Source organism: Paenibacillus sp. FSL L8-0502, assembly GCF_038593055.1.
Lineage (GTDB): Bacteria > Bacillota > Bacilli > Paenibacillales > Paenibacillaceae > Paenibacillus > Paenibacillus polymyxa_D.
Genome location: NZ_CP151958.1, coordinates 257,452 through 279,763 on the forward strand (window position 1 = coordinate 257,452; position 22,312 = coordinate 279,763).

The 22,312-nt window shown below is 45.4% G+C and carries 16 protein-coding genes; 6 read left to right on the forward strand and 10 right to left on the reverse strand.

Going from position 1 to position 22,312, the window contains the following annotated elements:
• Positions 1–90: 90 nt before the first annotated feature.
• Entirely contained in the window at positions 91–957 is an 867-nt protein-coding gene (locus NSQ57_RS01130) for a LysR family transcriptional regulator (protein WP_049816966.1), read from the forward strand.
• Positions 941–2,089 (forward strand): RDD family protein, encoded by a 1,149-nt coding sequence (locus NSQ57_RS01135; RefSeq protein ID WP_342425517.1) that lies wholly within the window; start codon positions 941–943, stop codon positions 2,087–2,089. Before NSQ57_RS01130 ends, NSQ57_RS01135 begins: the two co-directional genes overlap by 17 nt.
• Positions 2,090–2,249: 160 nt before the next feature.
• Here the strand turns inward: NSQ57_RS01135 and NSQ57_RS01140 are convergent, their stop codons facing one another.
• On the reverse strand, positions 2,250–4,508 hold the full coding sequence (locus tag NSQ57_RS01140; protein ID WP_340884033.1) for a beta-L-arabinofuranosidase domain-containing protein: 2,259 nt from the start codon (positions 4,506–4,508) through the stop codon (positions 2,250–2,252).
• A gap of 130 nt (positions 4,509–4,638) precedes the next feature.
• On the opposite strand from NSQ57_RS01140, the gene NSQ57_RS01145 reads away from it, so the two are divergent.
• From NSQ57_RS01145 to NSQ57_RS01155, 3 genes are all read left to right on the forward strand, one after another.
• Entirely contained in the window at positions 4,639–5,532 is an 894-nt protein-coding gene (locus NSQ57_RS01145; RefSeq protein WP_165149318.1) for an AraC family transcriptional regulator, read from the forward strand.
• A gap of 153 nt (positions 5,533–5,685) precedes the next feature.
• Positions 5,686–6,624, forward strand: a complete 939-nt coding sequence (locus tag NSQ57_RS01150) for a YwqG family protein (RefSeq protein WP_069010161.1) — start codon at positions 5,686–5,688, stop codon at positions 6,622–6,624.
• A gap of 229 nt (positions 6,625–6,853) precedes the next feature.
• Positions 6,854–7,672, forward strand: a complete 819-nt coding sequence (locus NSQ57_RS01155; protein WP_069010160.1) for an alpha/beta hydrolase — start codon at positions 6,854–6,856, stop codon at positions 7,670–7,672.
• 181 nt (positions 7,673–7,853) lie between these two features.
• Here NSQ57_RS01155 and NSQ57_RS01160 read toward each other — a convergent pair whose 3' ends face one another.
• The 8 genes from NSQ57_RS01160 to NSQ57_RS01195 all read right to left on the reverse strand — a co-directional run bounded on the left by NSQ57_RS01160 (position 7,854) and on the right by NSQ57_RS01195 (position 19,348).
• On the reverse strand, positions 7,854–10,898 hold the full coding sequence (locus tag NSQ57_RS01160) for a glycoside hydrolase family 2 TIM barrel-domain containing protein (protein WP_165149312.1): 3,045 nt from the start codon (positions 10,896–10,898) through the stop codon (positions 7,854–7,856).
• Positions 10,899–10,951: 53 nt separating this feature from the next.
• On the reverse strand, positions 10,952–11,776 hold the full coding sequence (locus NSQ57_RS01165) for a carbohydrate ABC transporter permease (RefSeq protein WP_013308300.1): 825 nt from the start codon (positions 11,774–11,776) through the stop codon (positions 10,952–10,954).
• Entirely contained in the window at positions 11,773–12,669 is an 897-nt protein-coding gene (locus NSQ57_RS01170) for a sugar ABC transporter permease (RefSeq protein ID WP_342425518.1), read from the reverse strand. The genes NSQ57_RS01165 and NSQ57_RS01170 overlap by 4 nt, the downstream gene beginning before the upstream one ends.
• A 101-nt stretch (positions 12,670–12,770) precedes the next feature.
• Positions 12,771–14,060 (reverse strand): extracellular solute-binding protein, encoded by a 1,290-nt coding sequence (locus NSQ57_RS01175; protein WP_069010158.1) that lies wholly within the window; start codon positions 14,058–14,060, stop codon positions 12,771–12,773.
• Between the two features lie 386 nt (positions 14,061–14,446).
• Complete coding sequence (locus NSQ57_RS01180) at positions 14,447–16,258, reverse strand: sensor histidine kinase (protein WP_165149310.1); 1,812 nt, start codon at positions 16,256–16,258, stop codon at positions 14,447–14,449.
• A gap of 38 nt (positions 16,259–16,296) precedes the next feature.
• Positions 16,297–17,856, reverse strand: a complete 1,560-nt coding sequence (locus NSQ57_RS01185) for a response regulator transcription factor (RefSeq protein WP_340931176.1) — start codon at positions 17,854–17,856, stop codon at positions 16,297–16,299.
• Positions 17,857–18,115: 259 nt separating this feature from the next.
• Positions 18,116–18,751: a uridine kinase gene (gene udk / locus NSQ57_RS01190; RefSeq protein WP_013308305.1), complete on the reverse strand. Its 636-nt coding sequence runs from the start codon at positions 18,749–18,751 to the stop codon at positions 18,116–18,118.
• Positions 18,752–18,826: 75 nt separating this feature from the next.
• On the reverse strand, positions 18,827–19,348 hold the full coding sequence (locus NSQ57_RS01195; protein ID WP_029516908.1) for a ClbS/DfsB family four-helix bundle protein: 522 nt from the start codon (positions 19,346–19,348) through the stop codon (positions 18,827–18,829).
• 374 nt (positions 19,349–19,722) lie between these two features.
• Here NSQ57_RS01195 and NSQ57_RS01200 point away from each other — a divergent pair, with 374 nt between their 5' ends.
• Positions 19,723–21,816: a family 16 glycoside hydrolase gene (locus tag NSQ57_RS01200; protein ID WP_340931177.1), complete on the forward strand. Its 2,094-nt coding sequence runs from the start codon at positions 19,723–19,725 to the stop codon at positions 21,814–21,816.
• 90 nt (positions 21,817–21,906) lie between these two features.
• Here NSQ57_RS01200 and NSQ57_RS01205 read toward each other — a convergent pair whose 3' ends face one another.
• Positions 21,907–22,251 (reverse strand): hypothetical protein, encoded by a 345-nt coding sequence (locus NSQ57_RS01205; protein ID WP_016820169.1) that lies wholly within the window; start codon positions 22,249–22,251, stop codon positions 21,907–21,909.
• Positions 22,252–22,312: the final 61 nt, after the last annotated feature.

Sequence of the window (22,312 nt, forward strand, 5' to 3'; positions counted from 1 at the left end):
TTGAATTGTACAGAGCGGCAAGCATCCGGTAAAATGGACAAAATCGAACGTGAGTATCACAAATGATCATACCAAGCAGGTGACGTATACATGGAAAGCAGTGATTTGAAAATTTTTCGGGCCGTCGCTCGCGAGGGCAGTATCACGAAGGCTGCGCAAGTTTTGAATTATGTACAGTCCAATGTGACTTCGCGGATTCAGCAGCTTGAGGCACAATTGAACGTACCGCTATTTCGCCGATCTAACCGGGGAATGACGTTAACGCCAGCAGGAGAGAATCTGCTGAAATATGCGGATACCATACTGACCTTGCTGGACGAGGCTGTAAAGTCCACTCAATATTCAGACCAGCCCGCGGGACCTTTGCGACTAGGCTCGATTGAGACGGCGGCGGTTACGCATCTGACCTCTTTATTGATGGAATATCACGCTCAATATCCTGATGTCCATCTATCGCTTATGACAGGCAGCACCCATGATCTCGTACAAAAGGTATTAAATTACGAATTAGATGGAGCGTTCGTCTATGGCCCCGTCGATGATCCGCATATAGAGCATGTTGCGGCGTTTGAAGAGGAGTTGGTGCTTATTTCGGAACCGGGAGAAAGTGATATGAGCAAGTTGCTTGCCAAGCCTATGCTGTTCTTCGATGTAGGCTGCACACATCGGGCAAGAGCGGAAAGTTTTCTGAGCGATGCAGGTGTGGATGCGTATCAGATTATGGAATTCGGAACCTTGGAAGTCATTTTGGGTGGAGTAGCCTCTGGTTTGGGAGTGTCCATGTTGCCACAATCGTCGATTGCAAAGGCAGAGGAGGCGGGAAGTATTGCTTCTCATCGTTTACCTGAGGAATATCGTAAATTAGAGGTGTGGTTTGTTCATCGGCGGGATTCGGTTTACTCCAGTGCACTGTCAGGCTTGCTCCATTGGATGAAAAAGGATGCTATACTTAACTAGGATTAAATTGACATCAGGGGTGTATCATTTGGAAGAACCTAATTTATTGAAAAATCCATCTACAGTAGCTCCGGGAGAATTTGTGAGGAATGGCGGTTATCAGCGACGAGAACCGGATAAGATGGCAGTATTATCAGAAACATACGGTGCCTCTATTTTTTTCAGAAGATGGGCGGCTTGGATGATTGACTTCATTCTTATCGTCTTTGGGTACGGAGGGCTGGTATATTTTACAACGGAAAAAGTAGCTGAAGCGGAAACCCCAAATATGGGTATGGTAGTGATGCTCTTCCTGATCGGCTCCTTCTGCTATTATCTGTTACTGGAAGGACTTACAGGCTATACGCTGGGCAAGTTTGTACTTCGTATTCAGGTTGTGAATGGAGAAGGAAGGCCGCCAGGCATGGTTAAATCCTTGATCCGCACTCTCATACATCTGGTGGATACGAATCCGCTGCTTTTCATGGGACTGCCCGCCGGTATATGTGTGCTGGTGACACCTCGGAAACAACGGATTGGAGATATGGCTGCGAATACATATGTGGTTAAGGTAAGGGATTTGGGAAAGGTGGGCAGAAAGAAAACCGGGATTATTGCAGGAGCAATCATCCTGACGACGATCATTTCAATGGTTTTTGCTGTATCTTTAATTTCTATGCTCATTACGCAAATCATGAAGCCTGAGGTATTTACCAGTAAGGATAGCCAGTTTGCGGTTACGGCTCCCTGGAATTGGTCACGAGATAATAGGATTAATGAGGATGCGGACATCGCCATTAAAAATGAATTTACCGAAAGATATCTGATTGTATTGTCTGAACCGAAAAGCGATTTTGACAGCAGTATGACTCTTCAAGAATATAAAGGAATCATTGAGGATCATTTGGTGTCAGGAATTACGGACCCTGAATTGGGGACCGCTTCAGATATGGTGGTGAACGGATATCCTGCCATTGAGTTTACCCTAAAAGGAGAAATAGATGGGAATCTGACCATGTATAACGTGACCACGATTGAAACACCTTCGCATTATCATCAAGTGCTTGCTTGGACCTACGCTTCCCGCTATGGTCGAGCACAGCAAGAGCTGCGCAAGATTAGAGACAGTTTCCGCGAAATGAACATGCTGTGAAGTGAACATGAAGCAATGACGAGGAATCGAAGTTATAAGGAAGTAAGTGGAACAAGCAGACAGCTTATAGAAGCGTCTGCTTGTTGTTTTATAAACTTCCTTTAAAAAAACGAACATCAAAACGCAGTAGGCGGAATAGTAGATTTATATAGATAATTGATCATACAATAGAGTGTCTAATCACTCGTAATCCAGCTACTTTCGCCACTTTGCCTTGTGGATGGGCCTTGAATTGAATCGTAACTTCATTCTTGTGGTTCGTCACAGATAGAGGAAGCTCATAGACGAACGTTTCGAATTTATTCATTTCCTCAGACTCCAGCTTGCCTTCCCCTAAAATCAGGCCATCCGCAGTGATATCAAAGTCACTATGGGGACGGCTCAAGTCCTTCAAATAAGTAACCGCCAATTGGACAGGCTCATCCGGAAGCACCTTCATGACAAAAGAGAACCAGCCCCCAGGCCAGGTATCGCGATATTTGCGGTTATAGATGGACCCTAGACCTACATGCTCTCCAGTAAAGGCATGATCCCGTTCAGGCTGCATTTCGGCAGGCTGCACAACGTCCACTGTAAGTCGTTCCAGCTCTAGCTGATACGCTAACGCGGTACGATATTCTGCCTCGGTTGCTGTCCATTCGTCCTTGGAAAAGAGATCCCAATAGACGGTATATGAACGATCATACATCTGATAAAACGGACGAAGCTGCAAGTCTCCGATATAGCCTAAGTCGGTCATATGGAATGTATTAGGCTCGTTCCCGTCAGCAATCAGCTTCGTTGTCAGGGAATCGGTCGATCCGATCAGAACAGACGCAAGCAGACGTTCCTCGTTGGACTCCTGTTCAACAGGGCCAAGGTCCCCAGCCAGTACAAGCGGGCCGTACATAAAAGCAATTCGGTGTGGATTATCCGGCATTTCCTCGACTCTCACGGTCATAGGAATATCGTACTCGATCGTATCCCCATTGCTCCATTCCCGTTCCATTACAACGTAGCTGGTAGGACAGGCCTCTGTGACGTACTCTTCCCCGTTGATTTTAATCAGCATCCCTTGCTCCGCCCAGTGCGGGCATCTTAGCTTGATTGCGAAGGATTTGGGCTGCTTGCTGATAACGCGCAGCGTTCCCCGTCCATTTTGCGGAAAGAGAGTGTCTTGTTTGAGCTGTACGCCCATCTCGTCCCATGTCACAGTAGAAGGGACATATTGATTGACATAGATCGCTTCTGGCGTGTGAAAATAAATTGCAGTGCCGTACATGGAGTGACTTTCCATACCGGACCCGACACAGCATGTGAAATCCTCATATTGAGAATTAAAGGACTTGTGTCCTCCCATTTCCAGCGATACAAAATAGCACACACGTCCATCTACAGGCTGCTGTGAAGCTAGAATATGATTGAACATCGCTCGTTCATAGTAGTCGGCATAGGCTGCATAGGCGTCCCACTCGAACATATGTCTTGTTAATTTCAGCATATTGTAGGTGTTACAAGTTTCACAGGTACCTTCGCCCAAACGGTCATTCAGCTTGCCAGGTTCACCGAAATGTTCATTATAACTATTGCCGCCGATCACGTAGGAATGCTTGTGAACCACCCGATCCCAGAAAAAGCGAGATAGGTCCGCATATTGCGGTTTCCCCGTCATTTCAAATTGCCGTGCAGCGCCAATGATTTTGGGGATTTGCGTATTGGCATGTCGCCCTGCCAACGTATCTTGGCTATCTGCGAGATCATTTAACACCTCTCCGTGATAAAAGCGTTCCGCCAGACTCAAAAAGCGTTCTTCTCCCGAATGTTCCGCCAGATCGGTCAGCACCTCGTTCATACCGCCAAACTCGCAATGCAGCACCTGCTGCACCTGATCATCGTCCAGTCCTTGAAGTACATCCTCCAGCCAGTTGCCGAGTTTGATTTCTATAGACAGGGCCTTGGGATGATGCGCCAGCAGATGTGCATCACGCAAGCCCGCAAAAAGTTTGTGCATGGTATATAGCGGCACCCAGCCACCGTTCAGATCAAAGCCCTGGGAGCGGATATCTCCGGCTTTTACTTCCTCGAAAATCTCTTTCCCACGTGGAATGCCGGAAATGTATCCGTTTCCATGACTGTTTTGGCATATTTCCAGTTCGTCGACTACATAGTTCACGCGTTCCAACAGTCTTTCGTCGTCTGTGGAGGCAAACATCAGTGCACAGCCGGACAGGTAGTGACCGAGTGTATGTCCGCTGATGCCACGCGCTTCCCAGCCTTCATAGTGAGCCGCTTTGGGCTCCAGTCCCGCATATTCACGAAAGCGCGATAATAAACGATCGGGTTCCAAACTCAGCAGGTAGGCCGTATTCAATTCCATCGCATGTAAAAGTGGGCTGGAATCAATTCTTACTTTATGCAAGTCAAAAGCTTTAGCTTTCAAAATCATCGCTCCTTAGCTAAGATGAAAGTGTATATTTCTCCACTACATTAGCATTGGAATCGCGGTATGTCAGTAGCTTAACCATACAATGGGTGGACAAATCCGAACATGAATCTAAAGAGGCGATAACATGACCTATCTAAAAGTAAATGTAGATGCTCCGATCCAACTGATCTCGGCAGGCGAGTTTGTTTCCGAGGTGCCTTGGAAGCATATGAGTCGCTCCATTGATAATTTTGAGCTGATCCTGGGTGTCCAAGAGACGGTATATATACGAGAGGAACGGGATGACTTTGAAGTAGGCGAGGGAGATATTCTATTGCTTTACCCCGGTCGTACGCATAAAGGATACCGGGAATCGTTGCCGGGCGTGAAATTTTATTGGTTTCATTTCGATGTTCCCATGATCCCGAATGTACTATCTAATGAGGAAATGAAGCAGGAAACAAGTGCTTTGGATGGGCTTTTGCAGCGTCACGGTGTGATGCGTGATATCTATTTACCGCAAAGTGTACAGGCAGACAACGGAGATCGGATTCATATTATCGTCAATCAGATTTTGCATGTAGCCAACTCACATTATCTTACGTATCACAGTGCCAATTATTTGTTCACCTCGCTGCTGATCGAGATATCAGAACTGGCGCTTAGCCGCTTGCTTTCCAATCCTGCTCATTCACAGGGGAATGTGAGTTTTAACAAAATTATTGAGTGGACCCGAATTCATGCCGAAGAGCCGCTGACCGTGACGGATTTAGCTCGAAAATTCAATTATAACAAGGATTATATCTCTCGTTTGTTCAAGCAAAACACAGGTATGCGCCCCTTGGAGTTCATTCACAGTATTCGTATCAACAAAGCCAAAGAGTTGATTTCCCGTACAGATATGAGCATTAAGCAGGTTGCCGAAGAGGCAGGCTATACCGATGAGAAGTATTTTATGCGTTTGTTCAAAAAGAGAGCCCACATGACTCCTTCCCAATACCGGAATGCCTATCACAAAACATTTATGAACAATGTCTAGTGCATTTCTACTAAAAGTTGGGTGCCACCGTCCATAGGAGGCAACTGGTGCAGTATTTGGTCAATTGACGGAGTCACTTAATATGGTAATCTGAGGGAAGGGTTTAAATGGTAGCAGGCTATGTTATTACTTGATGAAAAAGGGGCGAGCGAGATGCTACAACCACCATTAAAGGATGAACTGACTCGAATACTGGAAGGGTATTCACTGGATGAAGAGTTAAAAGAAGAGATTCATCAGGAAGCTCAAGCTGCTATACAATTTCATGTGGAGCATGAGGAAAACTACGAACACATTGGAAATAGTCGGATCGCCGGCTATCCAGATCTGCCACCCACGATAGAGTGGCCTTGTAATTTAGACGGGGAATATTATACGTTTATTGCTCAAATTAATTTGAGTGAGCTGCCTTTTTCACCATTTGAGGGATTGCCTCATCAGGGCATACTATACTTTTTTCTTGGGCTGGATGAGCCCGCCTATGATATTGACCATAAAATCTTTTACTATAACGGTGACAGCAGCGCTTTGCAGAAAACATTACCGCCCGCTGGGTGCGTAGAGGTTTCGGCAGAGCAACGAGATTTCACCGCCTATGCGATTTCCTTTCAGCCGATTATTACCATTCGGTCGGAGGGTGAGCTAGGAGATATTCTTGTAGATCAGTACGAAGAGCTGTATGAGCTTGTATGTGAACAAAGTGACACGGTGTGGGGGCAGCATCAATCTTTTGCAGGGAACACCCGGCGGGATGCTTATCTACGCCGAAACGGGCTTGAGGGTCTTCTGTTTAACTGGCATAAGAGTGAGAGTCAGATTCATAAGGAAATCGAGCAAGCTACGCATAGGGGGAGTACGGATTATGCGGAGCATTTACGATCCGAAGTGCTGCCTCAGCTACAAGAATATCAAACGAATCGGGAAAAGCACGATCAGGCTTCGGAAAATTGGCATGTTCTGCTCTCGGTCTCTTCTTTGGACGAGGTTGGTATGTGCTGGTGGGACGCGGGGTATTTGGAGTTTTTTATAGATCAAAGGGACTTGAAGAACCTTGATTTCACGCGAACGTATGTCAATCTGGCTACGAGCTAGCTAAAGTTCTAGACTGGGAAAATAAAGTATTAGACGGACGTTGCTTCATTCAGCTCACGGGCAGGTTAGTTTAACTCTAGAAATAAGAAAAGGGAACAAGCGTTCTTTACATGTGTTATATATGAGTATATAATCAAAACGAACCGGAGATCTGTTTTTTTTGATAAAACAATGTAGATTCTTCTTTGGTGTAAGAATTTTATAAATAACTCAATTTTGGAGGGTCTGTATGCCATATTGTAAAGTCAAGAATGCCAATATATATTACGAGGAAATTGGTAAAGGCAAACCGATTATAATGATTCATGGTTTTACACCAGACCATCGGTTAATGAGTGGGTGCATGGAACCGATATTTGAAGGTAATTCCGATTGGCGTCGTATCTATCTTGACCTGCCTGGAATGGGACAAACAAAGGATTACGATCAAATATGTAATTCAGATGATATGCTAGAAGCAGTTATAAATTTTATTGAAACTCTTGTCCCAAACGAGGATTATCTCATAGCAGGCGAATCGTACGGTGGATATATTACAAGGGGAATAATTAATAGACATAAAGATCGTATTGGTGGAGCTGCTCTGATTTGTCCATTAATTATTCCTGAACACAAAAGAAGAATACTGCCCGAGCATTTTGTTGTTCATTGTGATCGCGAGTTTATGGGCACCTTAAGTGAAGAGCAAATAAGTGATTTTAGCGCAAATCAAGTCGTTCTCAATGAATATAATTGGAAAAGGTATTCTGAAGAGATAGTGGCAGGTTGTAAGATCGCTGACTACGGTTTTCTTAGCAAGATTCAAAGAAACTATGGGTTTTCCACCAATATAGATAAATTAGTTTTTGATAAACCAACAGTATTTACTCTTGGGCGACAAGATGCAGTCGTTGGTTACATAGATGCTTTTAGAATTTTAGATAATTATCCTAGAGCAACCTTCGCCGTTTTAGATCGAGCAGGGCATAATCTTCAGATTGAACAGGCTCTATTATTTGAGTCACTTATGCGTGAGTGGCTTGAAAGAGTAACAGAGTTTGGATTTTAGTTGTATATTAATCCATGAACTAACGGGAAACGTTGATTCAATGAAACAACGACAACCTAGGACTTTATTTTCTGCTGACAGTATGATTGGAATGATAAAATGCAAAGGCCCTTCTGGCTTTCCATCAGGGAAGCAGCGGAAGGGCTTTTGTTATATATACTTGCCTATACGGGGAGTTTATTTATATCCGCTGCACGGTGAACTCGAATTCCAGCATTTGATCGGCTGTAATTTGGTATTCTTCATGTACCGGGGCTCCCCAGCTATCGTCGCCGCCTACGCCCATTTGCTTGCCAGCTACGGTGACAACGGTATAGTACACGTTGGGCAGCTCATACAGATGGTATGCACTTTCCAACTCGAACGCTGTATACGGCGAAATGTTGCATTCCACTGGTGCGGTAGCAGGTGCAGTAATGCGAATGCCCCGCTGGGAATCATCAGTAATATCGACACGGCGCACGCCTGTACGATTGCCGGATTCCTGCGGCACGACATACCCGGATACGTTATCCGCAGCTTCGTTGCGGAATACGCCTAGTCTCGCGCCAAAGGCACGGTCGATGTAATTCTCTTCCGGTCCCATCGCGTACCAGTCCAGATGGCGGTAGTCTGCCGGAACCTTGAACGAAAGGGCAAAGATCGGCAGGTTAGGCAGTCCTGAGACGCCTTCATAAGTCGATTTTACGTTCAGACTGCCATCTGCCAAGACGGTGTAGGCTACCGTTACCTGTGCGTCCGTATGAATGCTCAGCGTGTAGCGGAATGCAACAGTTACACGGTCTGTCTGCTCTTCCGTGACCTCGATGCCCACGCATTTACGTGTCAGACTTGCAGCGAACCAGCCACCGGCTTCAAAGCCCAGTGCGGTTCCCCGATCATTGTCTGTGGTCGCCCGCCAGAACAATGGAGCAGGAGGTGTAGCGATCATCTCACGTCCGGCGTAGCGAAGTGAAGTCAGGCTACCTGCTCCTTTGGAGAACATGATACTGAAATCTGCACCGTGAACGCCAATATTTACATCGCCATGCACCACTCGTAAGGCACCGACCGTAGGGAGCTGCAGCGGATTTGGATCTTCCACGATGAAAATATGCTGTCCGAAGGCCACTTCGTGTCCAGCCTCAGCCCAGAGCGTCGCTTCCTTCAAAACCAGAGCGGTGTGAATGACGTACTCACCGGGCTTCTCGTCTGTGCTTGGGAACGTCAGTGGAATATACGCTTCGGTCTGAGCCGCCACATCCACATGAATGGCATTACGTGCGATCTCTTGGCCCTCATGCAGCAGGCTGTATACAAGCTCGTAGTCCCCCGTTCCTTCGAACAGGTTTTCATTGCGAATGGTTACACCGCTGCGATCCGGGGTGAGCTTCAGATTTTGATACAGGAATTTGACCTCCTGCATCTTCGGCGAAACCTTCCGATCTGCATAGACAATTCCGTCCGTACAGAAGCCATAGTCTGTAGCACGGTCGTCAAAGTCGCCGCCGATCGCGAGGTACTCGCGTCCATAGCGATCTTTTTTCATAACAGCCTGATCAATATAATCCCAAATAAAACCGCCCTGATATAGCTCGTATTTGTTTTCCAGCTCGGTATACTTGTGCATGCCGCCTACGGAATTGCCCATCGCATGCATATATTCGCAACTGATATACGGCTTTTGTGGATTATCGTTTAAGTATTGCTCGATATCTGCAGGCTTGGCGTACATCCGGCTCTCCATATCGCTAGTATCATCGTACGTACGGTTATGAAACACGCCTTCGTAATGCACTAGACGGCTCGGATCGGTGGTTCGGAAATAGTTAGCTACATTGCGCAGCACTTCGCCTGCATACGACTCATTGCCGCAGGACCAGATCAGAATGGACGCGTGGTTTTTGTCCCGTTCCAGCATGGAAATGGCGCGATCCATGACGATATCTTGCCACTCAGGCAGATTGGCAGGAATATTCCACGATGGCTCGACGGCACCGAGTTTTTGCCAGGAACCGTGTGTTTCCAAGTTCATTTCATCAATTACATAGACTCCGTACTCATCGCATAGCTCATACCACAGAGTCTGGTTTGGATAATGAGAGGTGCGGACAGCGTTCATATTATTCTGCTTGAGCGTCCGAATATCCCACAGCATATCTTCACGGGAAATCGCACGTCCGGTGCGAGCGTTAAATTCATGGCGGTTCACACCTTTAAAGACGATACGTTTGCCGTTCAAATGCATGACCTTGTTGATCAACTCAAATTTACGGAAGCCGATTTTTTGTGGAATAACTTCCACGAGCGATCCACTGGCATCATAAATTTGAATGAACAACGTGTACAAATAGGGTTTCTCCGCGCTCCAGCGCTGCACTTGCTCCAAGGTTGCTGACAGCGAAGCGGTGCCATCCGTAAAGTCAGCTTTCAAAGAAGCTACAACATGGCCGACAGCATTTTTCACATCGACAGTTGCATAGGCAGTTGCTGGTTTTTCCAAGGTCAATTTCAGCTCCAGAAGGCCCTGTGTGTAGGAAGCATCCAGATCTGCCTTGGCATGCAGGTCACGTACGTGAACCGTAGGGATGGTATAGAGATATACGTCTCTGAAAATACCGGAAAAACGCCAAAAGTCTTGATCCTCCAGCCATGCCCCTGTACTTCTTTGATATACCTCTACCGCCAGCTTGTTTTCGCCAGCTTGCAAGAACGGTGTCAGTTCAAAGTCAGACGGCGTGAAGCTGTCCTCGCTATAACCGACAAATTGTCCGTTCAACCATACATAGAAAGCCGACTCGACGCCTTGGAAAGAAATGAACACAGGCTGCGCGTCGGAAGCCATATTTTCCGGCAAAACGAAGCTTTTGATATAGCTCCCGACCGGGTTGTGATCCTCCGGAATATGGGGTGGGCGAACGTCCGAATGTCCGTCCCACGGATACATCGTATTCACGTACTGCATTTGGCCAAAGCCTTGCGTCTGAATGTGACCCGGCACCTGAATATCACTCCAGCCGCCGTACTCAAAGCCAGGAGTATAGAACTCTACCGGACGGCTGGCTGGATTTGTTGCATAGTTAAACTTCCAGCTCCCATTCAGGCTATGACGCCAAGCCATATCAGCTTGCTGCTCCGCTTCCTGAAGCGTAGCGTAATATTTGTGATCGGAATAGGCGGGCAGCCGATGTACAGCAAATTTGGTTACGTCGGTCAGCCAGTCCAGACTAGGGGGTTGGATGGTCAAGGCGAACACTCCTTATTTTTAAAATTGAAATGAAGAACGTACACAGAAATCTGTTATTTTACCGAACCCACCATGCCCGCTACAAAGTGTTTCTGCATCAGGAAAAATACCAGTGCAGTCGGAAGTGTGGACAGGACAATGGCGATCATGATGACACCGTAATCCGGTGCATAGCTGGAGCCGAGGTTCGAGATCAACAGCGGAATCGTTTGATTTTCCGGCGTTTGCAGCACAATCAGAGGCCAGAGGTAGTTGTTCCAACTGGACATGAATGTGATGATCGCGGCAGCGGCATAGGTTGTTTTCATTGTAGGCATGTATACCCGGAAGAACAGACCCAGCTCGGACAATCCATCCATACGACCTGCCTCCAGTAGATCTTTGGGAAACATCTTGGTGCTTTGACGGAAAAAGAAGATCAGGAACGCCGTAGTTACGGTCGGAATGACGACAGAAGAGAGCGTATCAATACCGATCCACGGTATGACATTAGAAATGCTGCCGAACATCCGGTAGAGCGGGATCATGATCGCCGCAAACGGAATCATCATAGACATCAGCAGGATATTGAAGACAACGTCTTTCGCTTTACTTCTGTAAATTTCAAAGCCATAACCAGCCAATGACGCGATTAGCATAGCCAGCAGCGTAGTTGAGATGGAGACTTTTGCAGAGTTACTGAGTGCGGTAACGATGTCCACTTTTTCAAGCAAATTGTGCATGTTATCCATCAGATGGGAGCCAGGCAGCAGCTTGCCCTTGGTCACATCGACCGACAGGTTCGTGGCGCTGGATAGCATCCACAGGAACGGGAAAATCGAAACGAACGACACAAGGATCAGAAAGGCGTACGTAAATGCTCTTTTTGTTTTCATCATTTTTTCTCACCTGCCACTTTGAACTGGATAATCGACAAGATAATGATCATAATGACGATGGAATAAGATACGGTCGCCGCATAACCAAAGTCGGATGAATACTTGAAGGACAGATTGTAAATATATTGCGAAATTGAAGATGTCGCGTTCCCTGGCCCACCTTTGGTAATATTCATAATTTCATCGAAGAGTTGGAGTGTACCAATCGTTGATGTAATCGAAGTGAACAGGATAATCGGCTTAAGCAGTGGAACCGTAATGCTGAAGAACTGTCGGATCGGGGAAGCTCCGTCAATACGGGCCGCTTCGTAGATGGAACTGTCAATGTTCTGAAGACCGGACAGGTAAAAGATCATATTATAACCAGTCCAGCGCCATGTGATCGCGATAATAATCGTAACCTTGGCCCAGAAAGGATCTGTAATCCATTGGATGGGCGTGCCAATCACGTGCAGATTCAGCAATAAGGAGTTTACCAGACCGTCGGACGAGAACAGGTACTTGAAGACAACGGAATAGGCTACAAGGGATGTGATACACGGCAAGAAGATAGCGGTGCGGAAAAAGCCCTTGAATTTCAGGTTTTTATCATTCAACAATACCGAAATGAACAGAGCCAGAATGACCATCAAAGGCACCTGGAAAATTAAATAGATAAACGTATTCTTCACGGCGGTTATAAACATTTTATCGGAGAAGAGTCGCTTGTAGTTATCAATGCCGTTAAAGCTCAGATTAGACCCTGTACCTGTCTTAAAGGACAAGATAAGCGCCTGAATCATCGGATAGAAATAAAAAGCGGCGATCATGATCACTGCGATGGATATGAACAACCATCCTGTCATACCTGCTTTGAGACGTGTTGTAGTTATTTTGGGCGCGGCTGTCTTCATACCATGTCAACTCCCTGTGCAGCAATAAAACCTTGAACTCGCAAGCCCAAGGTTTTAAGTGCTTATCGTTTTATTGTTTAGCCTTGGCTAGATGGACTGTCTTATTTAAGCTGTGCTTCCGCCTGTCCTTGAGCATCTTTCAGAACGGCGTCTACATCTTTTCCGTTCAGATAGTTTTGAATTTCAACGGTCATGATATCCTCAATGGCATACGTGTGCAGGCCATAATTGACTTTTGGAACTTGTTTAGTCCATTCTGCAAATTTCTTGTATACTTTGTCGCCTCCGAAGTACGGATCTTCCACGTCATAAGCTTTACCGCTGGAAGCTGCGTTCAATGAACCGACAATTCCAATTTTGCTCAGCATATCTTGATACAGATCTGTATCTGTTCCGAATGTCTCTTTCAGGAAATCAGCAGCGGTATCTTGACCGTCCGAGTTAAGGACATACCAGGAACTGCCGCCGAGGCTGGAAGCATTCACGGATTCAGGTATATTTTTCAGCTTAGGGAAAGGAACAACAGCCCATTTACCGGATTGCGAAGCTTCTGCTTTGATCGAAGGTGTAATCCAGTTACCTGTAGGTACGGAAGCAACTGCACCGCTGTTGAATGCGGCCAAGAACTGACTCCAGTCGGCATTCATTTTAACAATGTTAGCGTCGAACAAGGATTTGTACGTCAAGAGAGCTTCTTTCAGAGCTGGATTACCAGCCAGGTTTGGTGTTTTACCGTCTTCTTTCAGGTACCATGAACCTGCGGTTTGGATCATACCGCGGATCAGACCGAGGTCATTCGGATCTTGAGTCAGCATTTCTTTGCCTGTTTTTTGTTTTACAGCTTTACCAATTTCAATAAATTTGTCCCAATCAATATTGGTTAGGTCCGCTACTTTGTATCCGGCTTGTTCCAGATAGTCCGTTCTTACATACAGTCCCATAACACCGGAGTCGAATGGAACACCGTACTGCTTGCCGTTGTAGCTAGTCGGTCCAATTTTATAATCAGCAAAGTCGGATGCTTTGATCGTGCTGCTCATATCATGGAAGGAATCGGGATAGGCTTGCAGGAAGTTCTGTGCCCGATAATCCTCGATCAGAACCACGTTCGGCAATCCTTTGGTAGAACCGGAGTTAAGGCCGGCATTCATTTTTTGTACAATATCGTTTTGAGCATATTCAACAATGTTTACGGTTACATCTGGATGTTTGGCAACGTAGCGATCTTTTGCCAGCTTCAGGGCTGCGATATTAAAGTTCGGGTCCCAAGCCCAGACGGTGATTTCTTTTTTGCCTGAATCTGTGGTTGTAGCTGCTTTCTCGGAATTGCTGGAGCATGCAGATAGCAAGATCAAGCTTGCAATCAGCAGAAGGAAAGTCATTTTTTTCATTTTGTTCAACCCCTACTCTTTTTTTATATGTTGCTTGCCAGTTCTAAATCTCTTGAATGAAAGCGGTTACCTTGTTTGTAAATCTAGTGTACCATCCATACTTTGTCGGTGTTAGGAATATCTTTATACGGATTGGTCTTATTATTATGATTTATGAAAAAAGGTACCGCTTACATTAGTATTTTCTTTTGATTTAGGTATTTTTTTATGATCATGAACTAAAGACAAAGAAGGTGGAACAAGAACGGAGTGGGCGGAATGGTGCTGTACAAGCGTAGCGGTCGCCTTTGTACCCGGATTTCAACCTTTATAACTTGACTAAAGAAATCTGGGTACAACAGCGATGGGAAGCACCATCCGACCGCGTAGTGGCGCTTCGTGTACATCTATTTGGAGTCGTTTGATCTCACGATCAGTGGCAACGTCATTCTTACTTTGGTGCCCTCGCCTTTTTTACTGGAGATGGTCACGCCGTATTCTTCTCCATATAAAAGGGTAATGCGGTTGTGCACATTCTGGATGCCGATGCCTGTGAACAGTTGGCGCTTGCTCTTGGGATTCGGCAGTCCGTCTTGCGCCGTATGCCCGTCCAAATCCATACCGTCCCCATCGTCGACCACCTCACAGATCAATGTATCCTCCGTTTTGGACACCAATATATAGATGTGGCCTACATTTTTTTCATTAAACGCATGGAAAAAGGAGTTTTCGATAAAAGGCTGAATGATGAGCTTGGGCACATGGTACTCCAGACAATCGGGTGATACAAAATAATTCACTTGTACCCGTTGCCCGTAGCGAACATGGTTAATGAACACGTAATTTTGCATGTTGGCCATTTCCTGCTCAATGGTGATTGTTTCGCTCACATTACTGATTGTATTTTGCAGTAAAGAAATGAGTGCATTGATCGTCTCGGCGGCTGTTTCCTTGTTTCCTTTGAGCACCAGCATTTTGATCGAAGCCAGTGTATTGTACAGAAAATGCGGATTGATCTGCCGTTGTAGTGCAGCAAGCTCTGCGTTTCGTTGGCCTTTTTGCGTCTCTAAAAGCTTACGGATATAGTCATTTAGTTCATCCAACATGTAGTTGTAAGCATGACTTAATTGTCTAACCTCATAGCTGCCTGTTACCGGGATATAATTATCAAAATTTTTCTCACGTATGGTCGACATTTGCTTCACCAGTCGAGTCAGGGAACGAATTAGTCGACGGGATATCAGAAAAACGATCACCAAAGCAATCAGTACGATGGCAATGCAGATCCAGACAACGGATTTAACGTCAATAATTTGCCCAATCGCGGCTTGTCTGTCGATCATGTTCACCAGATAAAAATCAAATGAAGGGATATAGTTGGAAAGGAGGATACTCTCCTTATTCATCACATCCGCATTAATGTAGTTCAATCCCTGTTCATTGATTTTTGTGGCATAGCCTAGCAGCTCACTGGAGCGTTGTCCGATCAGGTCCTGGCGGTTGCTTGATACAATTAATCCCGACTTGTCCAAAATAAGCACATCATTGCCGTTGCTCGTGAAATTGTTGTAGAAACGGCGAAATTCAGGCTCTCGGATAGCGATGTAGATCATGCCGTACAGGGTGCCACTGGTCCGCTCCATAAATGGTTTGGAGGCGATGATATAGGGTGTTGGCTTTTGCGCGGTGGTATTCATTTGTTGCTGAAATAATTCAGTATCCAATTGATACATAAGCTGTGCCGGTCGTGCTACACTTTGGGCTGTAATCGCACTGCTTTTAAGCTCTTCCGCAGTTACAGGCCAATAGGATGAGTCAGAGTAAAAGCTCCGACCGTTCAGACCAGTTACAGCGACACCAACATCATAGGCATCGACGTTCGATTTAATTTGCTTCATTTGCTGTGCCATTCCGAAGTAAGTCCTCGCCGAGTTAATCGAGTCAGATTGACCGCCAGTCAGATAGTTCTTGACCGTTCCATTTTCCGAAGCATGGGTTACGGCATTCACGATGGAATCATTGAAGGATTCAAAGCTGGATTGAATCTGGCTGAGTACCTTGGCATTTGTAATACTGAATGTCTCCGCAAAAAGTCGTTCAGACATTCGAATCGTCACCAAAGAGGTCAGCAAGGACACCGCAGTGATGCTGACCACCATAACAATAAAGATTTTGAAGAACAGACCTTGATATTTGATCTTATGGATATATCTTTTCATATGCAATCTCTTTTCTACTGGCAGATGTGGCTTACTTCCTAATAGAGATGCTCCCGGCGGTACTGACTGGGCGAGCAACCCTTCACCTTTTTGAACACTTTGGTAAAATAGCTGGGGTCCGAATAGCCTACCGTGCTGCTAATATCCGAAATGGACATCGTCCCCGACCGTAGTAACTCCGCGGCTTTTTCAACCCGAATTTTGTTCAGATACTCGCTAAAACCTTCTGTATGATGTGCCGTAAAATAACTGGACAAGTAGGAAGGGTTAAAGTGAAAATATTGCCCAAGTGTCGTCAAATTGAGCGTTTCAGCATGATGCTCCTCAATATACTCCAGCAGTTTTTTCATGCTTGCGCTACTTCCTTGCTGTGTTTTAGCCATGATCTGTCTGTTCGCTTCCTCCAAAAAAGTCTCCAGAAGGCGCACGGCTTCATGTACATGAGGGGCATCATTAATTGTTTTGAAATAGGAATATTTCGCCGCATCCAGCTCCTTCATATCATACCCCTGATTCCCGAGCAAAATCGTAATGTTGAACACGATATTTCCGAGAAGCGATTTGAATTCAAAAGCGGTAGAGGTATAGTTACCGGACATGGCGGCTACATAGGACCTCAAATCCTGAAAAGCTGTATCAAAATGCTCACGCTTCATCTCTTCTGTAAATTGTTTTAAGTTAAACGAGCTGTTCACTTGTACAGGCTGAGGGAGTTCGTCTTCTATTAACAGCGCTGTTCCTGGGAAATAAAAGCGGTAACTCAGCAGTTTTGGCAGTTCATCCTGATAGACGTCACTAATCTGATTGAACTCATCAAATAAATGGCTAACTGCCCAGCCTGTCTGTGGATCGACTCGCTTTGTCTCCTGAGCAACTTCCCTAACCGCAGCCATCCAGGCGTCTACTTCCCGTGGATCAAGATTGGCTAAAAACACAGCCGCATAGGCATCAGACGGCAGTTGTCGCAGTACGATGCGCTCACAGGCAGAGGATACTCGATCTGTAAGCTTGGAAAATAGGTCCGAGGCAGAGATGGAGCGCCCTTTATCCTGCTGTACCGACTGTTCTATACCTATGAGCGCAAAACGAGTATAAGGGAATGCTTGCTTCAGCAGCTCGGCGTCATAGTCCATGCTATACCCGGAGATCAGCTTTTCGATCACATGATCTATCGTAATTTGACTATTCCCAGCATCCGCCTGATATTGAATGGATGGAATTTTGCGAGCGGTTCTCTGGAGGACTTGGAGTAGTTCATCCGTGTCCAGCTTGGGCTTTAAAATATAGTCAGCAACCCCTTGTTGAAAGGTGGATCGCACGTAATTAAATTCACCGTAACTGCTAAGCACGATGACTTCAATATCTGGATAATTCTGTCTGACTATGCGCGTCAGCTCCTCGCCATCCATGATCGGCATCACGATATCTGTAATGACAATATGAGGACGCAAGGCTTCAATCAGCTCCAGCGCCTCTTTCCCGTTGGAGGCCTCACCTACAATTCGAAATCCATACTGTTCCCACGATAAATGGTGTTTAATTCCTTGCCGTACCAATATCTCATCATCCACAATCAAAATGTTGCATAGCTCATTCATGGCAGCACTCTCCGTAATTATACCTATTCGAGGATTTGTAAAAATCCTGATTCAAAAAAGACCTCCACCACGTGGACGTCATATCATCTGAGGCACATATTTGATAACGCTTCCAACTTAGCTTGAATCTAAAGCATTTAACCTTTACATGCTAACATAAACCACACGGGGATTCCAAAAAAAATTAGTCCAAATGGCATATAAAACACAAAAAAGGCAGCCGAGAAAACCTCGACAGCCTTAAACAACCGGGATTACCTTATACAGTACCCCAAGTCCGATCTCCTGCCAAATATTTTTCAGTCAAAATAGACAGCAGTTGAATGCCAACCTCATTGTGTCCTCCCTCAGGAAGGATCAGGTCAGCGTATTTCTTGGAAGGCTCAATAAATGCCTCATGCATCGGCTTAACCGTAGTCAGATAGTGATCGTGGATCGAATGGATGGTGCGGCCGCGTTCCTCAATATCGCGAAGAACCCGACGGAGAATACGCACATCAGGGTCCGTATCCACAAATACTTTGATGTCAAGCAGGCTGCGGAGCTTTTCGTCTGACAGTACGTGCAGACCCTCCAACATAACGATATGATTTGGCAGAAGCTCTACCGTCTCGTCCGTGGAGCGGGCATGAACCGTAAAATCATACACGGGCGCTTGTGTCGCTTGTCCTTTTTTCAGACATTGGAGATGCTCAATAAGCAATTCGTTGTCAAAGGCAAACGGATGATCATAATTGACCAAAGCACGTTCATCATAGCTCAGATGTGAATGGTCTTTATAATAGTTATCCTGAGATATGAAAGTCACTTTATTAGATCCCAGACGCTCAACGACGGCGCGTGCTACCGTCGATTTACCGGAACCTGTACCGCCGGCAATACCAATAATAAGCATGGCGTTTCACTTACCCTTCCCTAAATGTATCCCGATACAACTCAAGTATTGTAGCACAATGCACACTTTTTTTCATCACTGTTGAACTTTGTATTTCTTCCATTTCCGTATCTTGGCTCTGAATGTTTTAAACGGTGCCACCGAGTTGATGTGAATCCATCTTGCCATGGGCCAGTTTGGATTCGTACCCGTCCAATTGTGAACGCCTTGAGTGAAGAGCTCTTCGTGGCTAAGTGTGTCGATCCAATCCAGCCACTTTTGCTCAGTCAACTTGAACATATCGCGTAATTCGCGTAAAGATTGGTGGGAGTAAGTCTTGTAAAATGATTGATATAGTTCGCCTAGTCTGTTCCATTTATAATTGGGGGCGGGCATGATGACGGTTTTTCCTTCCCGTTCGTCTCTGTCCCATGTCATGACAAGATGAAGCCATCCGAGCTGGTAGGCAATCATCTCTGCGGGTGTTTTATCTACTTCAGGGATACGAATATCTTTTTGGCTCTCGTCGATCTCCTGAAACTCACCGTCAAATCGTAAGTAGGAGGCATGAATGGCTTCCTTTAACTCCGATTTGGAAGCGTAGTCGTAGCTGGACATCTCATCGCTCCTTTAAATGATATGGATGATACTCACCCCTTTATATGTACCATTCCCAATATGACAACTGTATGTCTTATTCAAAAATAAAAAAATATCGTTTTTTGTGATTTTATGAAACAGAATTTGGCGTGTTCACGAAACAGGATGCAAAATTAATTGAAAGATTAAGACAAAAGATAAGTAATTAGACATATTTTAATATATATTTAAATGCCTATAATTATTGGAGTATAGCGCTTGAGGGCCCTCATTGGTGTTGGGATATTATTCTCTTCATCAGTACGTTATATACCGTTGGGAATATCATGTCCGATGAACGGTGCAACCTTTGCTTTAGTATTCATGAATCTAATCAAGAAGGGGATTGTTATATGAAATCGAGTTTGCTAAGAAAATGTGCAAGTGTAATGTTAAGCAGTACGTTGGTACTGTCTTTATCCTTACCGTTGCTAGGTCATGCACATGCGGATGGGAATTTACAGATAAGTGATGATTTCGAACAAGGAGAAGCTCAAGGCTGGATCGCGGATTCGGGGAACTGGTCTGTGGTCAAGGATGGGAATGGCTCTACATACCAGCAATCTAGTCGAAGCGAAAGCCATTCCGTTAAAGGTAATGCCTCATGGACGAACTATAGCGTGCAAGCAGATGTATATGTAAATGATTTTAATGGCTCCAATCGAGTCTACGTTGCAGGTAGATACACAGATTCCAACAACTTCTACGCAGCATCGTTGTACAACAAGAAAGACGGAGCGCTTGAGATTCGAAAAAAAGTCAAAGGCTCTATGAAGACACTGGCTACCAATAAAAAATACAAACTGGACACGAATACATGGTACAAAGTAAAGCTGGAACTATCCGGTTCGGAAATCAAAATGTATGTCAATGATCAACTGGAGCTGTCCGCAACAGACACCAGCCTCACTGCTGGAGCCATTGGTTTGGTGACCTCCAAAGCAGCTGCCGAATTCGATAATGTGATTGTATCCGGTGCTTCTTCTGAGGTAGATCCAGGAACATTGCCTGTGAAACCAACACCAGGTACAGAAAAACCGACTCCTGAAGTGGACACTGATGTAACCTCTAGAAATAACTATAATTTGACTGGCTTTTCGTATGGTAATACAGGTGGTGGCAACATTGCGGATACAAATGCCAACTACAAAAAAGTTTACAACGCTGTAGATCTCAACGAAGCACTGAAGAAAGGCAGCAAGGTCAAAGTGATTGAGATTATGAACGATCTTGATCTCGGTTGGAATGAAATTCCTAGTGCTGCCAGAGTGATGCCTTTTAGTGCCAACAATCCTGTACAAACACATCCTGTTCTGAAAAAGACAGGTGTGAGCAAAGTCTATATCGAAAATATGAATGGGGTTACGATTTTCTCGGCCAATGGTGCGAAAATCAAACATGCCGGCTTTGTTATCAAAAGAAGCTCCAATTTGATTTTTCGTAACCTCGAATTTGATGAACTTTGGGAGTGGGATGAAGCAACCAAAGGGAACTATGACAAGAATGACTGGGACTATATTACTGTCGAAGGTGCAAGCTCCAAGGTATGGATCGACCATTGCACATTTAACAAAGCCTATGATGGTCTGGTAGATGTGAAAAAAGGGAGTAACGGAGTTACGATTTCCTGGTCCTTGTTCAAAGGAGATGACCGCAGCTCCAACAGCTGGGTAACCCAACAAGTCAATGCGATGGAAGCAGACAAGTCTTCCTATCCTATGTACGCTTATCTGAGAAGCAGTGCAGTAGGCATGAGTAAAGAAGATATCATTGATATTGCAGCAGGACAAAAGAAAGCGCATCTGGTTGGTGCCACGGAAATGGCAGGCGACAATGCGGATTTGGAAGTGACGCTGCATCATAATTACTACCTGGATATTCAGGACCGTATGCCACGTTTGCGTGGTGGTAATGCTCATGCATATAACATCGTTATGGACGATGCCGGATTGGCCAGAGCCAAAAAAAGAATTACTTCTGACATGGCTAAAGCAATTGCCGCAAAGGGATACCATTTTGATGTCGTGGGTAATGGTGCAATTTCAACAGAAAACGGCGCGGTATTGCTAGAAAAGTCTTATTTAATTGATGTGTTTTCTCCAGTGCGTAATAATCAAAAAGATCCTAACAAAGCGGATTACACAGGTAAAATCAAAGCCGAAGACGTTATCCTTTCCGACAATGGTACCGTATTCAGAGGAGGCAGTGAAGCTGCGAATAGCCCGTTAGCCCCTTATCCTGCGAAGGCCAAGGGCTTCTCTTGGAATGGGTTCACAACGTTGCCATACAGCTATACTGCCGAAGACCCTGCTAACCTGGTTGCTCAATTGCAGGCCAAGGATGGAGCGGGTGCAGGCAAGCTGAACTGGTCGAGTGAAAACTGGCTCAAAACGGTGTACAATACAGCCGCTACGAAAGATGCAATAGTGGAAGAAGATTCCGAATAGGTAGGCATATAAAAAAGCAGCCAGGACAGATATGCTCTGTTTCTGGTTGCTTTTTTGGTTACCCACGTTTAGGCTGCGTTCGGTATGAGCTTAACCAATAACGACAAATGAGGATACGCCAGCAGGTACGGATCTAACGCGGAATAATACTCCATCATCTCTAAAAGTACGCAGAATATAAGGCTGGTTCGTAGGTGTGCGGACTCTGTTGAATCGGGCAGTACCAAAGCGGTCGAAGCCTGCAGCTTGCACAAAGGTTCCATCTAAACGCCGGAGTGTTGCAAAAAATCCAGACGTGTTAAAAGGTACACCATCATTGTTAGCCCAGATAACTGTAAATCTACGAAGGGTTTGTGTTGGACTCACATTGCGATATCTCGTAACAGGAACCTTTCTGCCCGTAGATTTCAGCGTTTGTGGAGGACGAATGGCCACTTCAAATCAACTCCTTTGTTGTGATGAGATAGTAAATGCACACAAAGGAGTTTTGGACCGT